Origin of the sequence: Amycolatopsis sp. NPDC057786, from assembly GCF_042797905.1 — a bacterium.
Lineage (GTDB): Bacteria > Actinomycetota > Actinomycetes > Mycobacteriales > Pseudonocardiaceae > Amycolatopsis.
The window spans coordinates 1-2,242 of record NZ_JBHVKW010000201.1 but is presented as its reverse complement, the minus strand read 5'-3'; the positions used below and the strand labels follow the sequence as shown (position 1 = coordinate 2,242).

At 70.1% G+C, this 2,242-nt stretch carries 1 protein-coding gene; it reads right to left on the bottom strand.

Features of this window, described 5'->3' with window-relative positions; genetic code table 11:
* Positions 1-2 precede the first annotated feature (2 nt).
* Positions 3-2,108: a transketolase gene (gene tkt, locus ACFVM3_RS41875; protein ID WP_378445481.1), complete on the bottom strand. Its 2,106-nt coding sequence runs from the start codon at positions 2,106-2,108 to the stop codon at positions 3-5.
* Positions 2,109-2,242: the final 134 nt, after the last annotated feature.

Genomic DNA, 2,242 nt, shown 5'->3' with positions numbered 1-2,242 from the left:
CGTCAGCCCTGCCGTACGGTCCGCACGCTTCGCAGCGCCGCTTCGACCACGGCCTCGGTGGTGATGCCGAACTGGCTGAACAACGTCTTGTAGTCCGCCGAAGCGCCGAAATGCTCCAGCGACACGATTTCACCCGCGTCACCGGCGAACCGGTGCCACGGCTGCGCCACACCCGCTTCGACGATCACCCTGGCGCGCACCGACGCGGGCAGCACTTCGTCCCGATAGGACCGATCCTGCCGGTCGAACCACTCCACGCACGGCATCGACACCACCCGGGTGGCCACGCCTTGCGCCTCCAGGATCTTCCTGGCCGCCACGGCCAGCTGGACCTCGGAGCCGGTGCCGACGAGCACCACCTGGGGCTTGCCCGAGGACGCCTCGGCGAGGACATAGCCGCCGCGCGACACCCCCTCGGCCGACGTGCCTTCCAGGGTCGGCACGTCCTGGCGGGTGAGCGCCAGCCCGGCCGGGCAGTCGGTGTCCTCCAGCACAGCCTTCCAGGCGTGCGCCGTCTCGTTCGCGTCCGCCGGGCGCACCACCGACAGCCCGGGGATGGCGCGCAGCGACGCCAGCTGCTCCACGGGCTGGTGGGTCGGCCCGTCTTCACCGAGTCCGATCGAGTCGTGCGTCCACACGTAGATGGCGGGCAGCCGCATCAGCGCGGCCAGGCGCACCGCCGGGCGCATGTAGTCGCTGAAGATGAGGAAAGTGCCGCCGTACGGCCGGGTCCCGCCGTGTAGCGCGATGCCGTTGAGGATCGAGCCCATCGCGTGCTCACGGATGCCGAAGTGCAGCGTGCGACCGTAGGGCTGAGCCGTCCAGGCGTCGGTGGAGATCTCGGCCGGGCCGAACGAGTCCGCGCCCTTGATCGTGGTGTTGTTGCTCTCGGCCAGATCCGCCGAACCGCCCCAGAGCTCGGGCAGCGCCTCGCCGAGCTTGGCCAGCACCGCGGCCGACGCCTTGCGCGTGGCGACGCCCTTTTCGGACGGCTCCCAGACGGGGAGGTCGCCGTCCCATCCGGCCGGCAGTTCACGGGCCGTCATGCGGTCCAGCAACGCCTTGCGCTCCGGGTTGGCCAGGGCCCAGGCATCGAACTCGAGCTGCCACTTCTCGTGGTCCGCCCGGCCGCGGACGGCCACATCGCGGGCATGGCGCAGGACCTCGTCGTCGACCTGGAAGCTGCGCTTCGGGTCGAAGCCGACGGCGCTCTTGACGGCGGCGAGTTCCTCGGCGCCGAGCGCGGCACCGTGCACCTTGCCGGTGTTCATCTTGGTCGGTGCCGGGTAGCCGATCACCGTGCGCAGCACGATCAGGGTGGGGCGCGCGGTCTCGGCCCTGGCCTGCTCGACGGCGTCCAGGAAGCCCACCACGTCCTCACCACCGTGGACCGTGAGAACCTGCCAGCCATAGGCCTCGTAGCGTTTGGCGGTGTCCTCGGAGAGGGCGATGCGGGTGTCGTCCTCGATGGAGATCTCGTTGCTGTCGTAGACCACCGTGAGGTTGCCGAGCTGCTGGGTTCCGGCCAGCGACGAGGCCTCGGAGGTGACACCCTCCTCGATGTCGCCGTCCGAAGCGATCACGTAGACCTGGTGGTCGAACACGCTCCGGCCCGGCTCGGCGTCCGGGTCGAACAGTCCTCGCTCACGACGGGCGGCCATGGCCATACCGACCGCGTTCGCCAGGCCCTGGCCGAGGGGGCCGGTGGTGGTCTCCACTCCCACGGTGTGCCGGTACTCGGGGTGCCCCGGCGTCAGCGAATCCCACTTCCGCAGGGCCTTCAGGTCGTCGAGTTCCAAACCGTATCCGGAGAGGAACAGCTGGATGTACAGGGTGAGGCTCGAATGCCCGGCCGAGAGCACGAACCGGTCCCGCCCGATCCAGCGCGCGTCGCCGGGGTCGTGCCGCATGACCCGCTGGAACAGCGCGTAGGCGACGGGAGCGAGGCTCATGGCCGTGCCAGGATGCCCGCTCCCGCAGTGTTCGACCGCGTCCGCGGCCAGCACGCGCGCGGTGTCCACCGCGCGCTGGTCCAGCTCCGTCCAGTCTTCGGGGAGCCGCTTGGTGGTCAGGCGAGCAAGCTCGCCGATCGATTCGTTCGCTGCCATGAAAGCGCTCTCCTGATTCGCCGCGCGCCGGATCGGTAAGGGTTATCGGGTGGCGCGTTGTTTGAGTTCCTTGGCCGCGGCGCCGGGGTCGGCGGCGTTGTAGATCGCGCCACCCGCGACGGCGACTTTCGCGC

Bases quoted from the DNA above. Each gene is read 5' to 3' on its own strand.
- tkt (WP_378445481.1), bottom strand. From the start codon at position 2,108: ATGGCAGCGAACGAATCGATCGGCGAGCTTGCTCGCCTGACCACCAAG.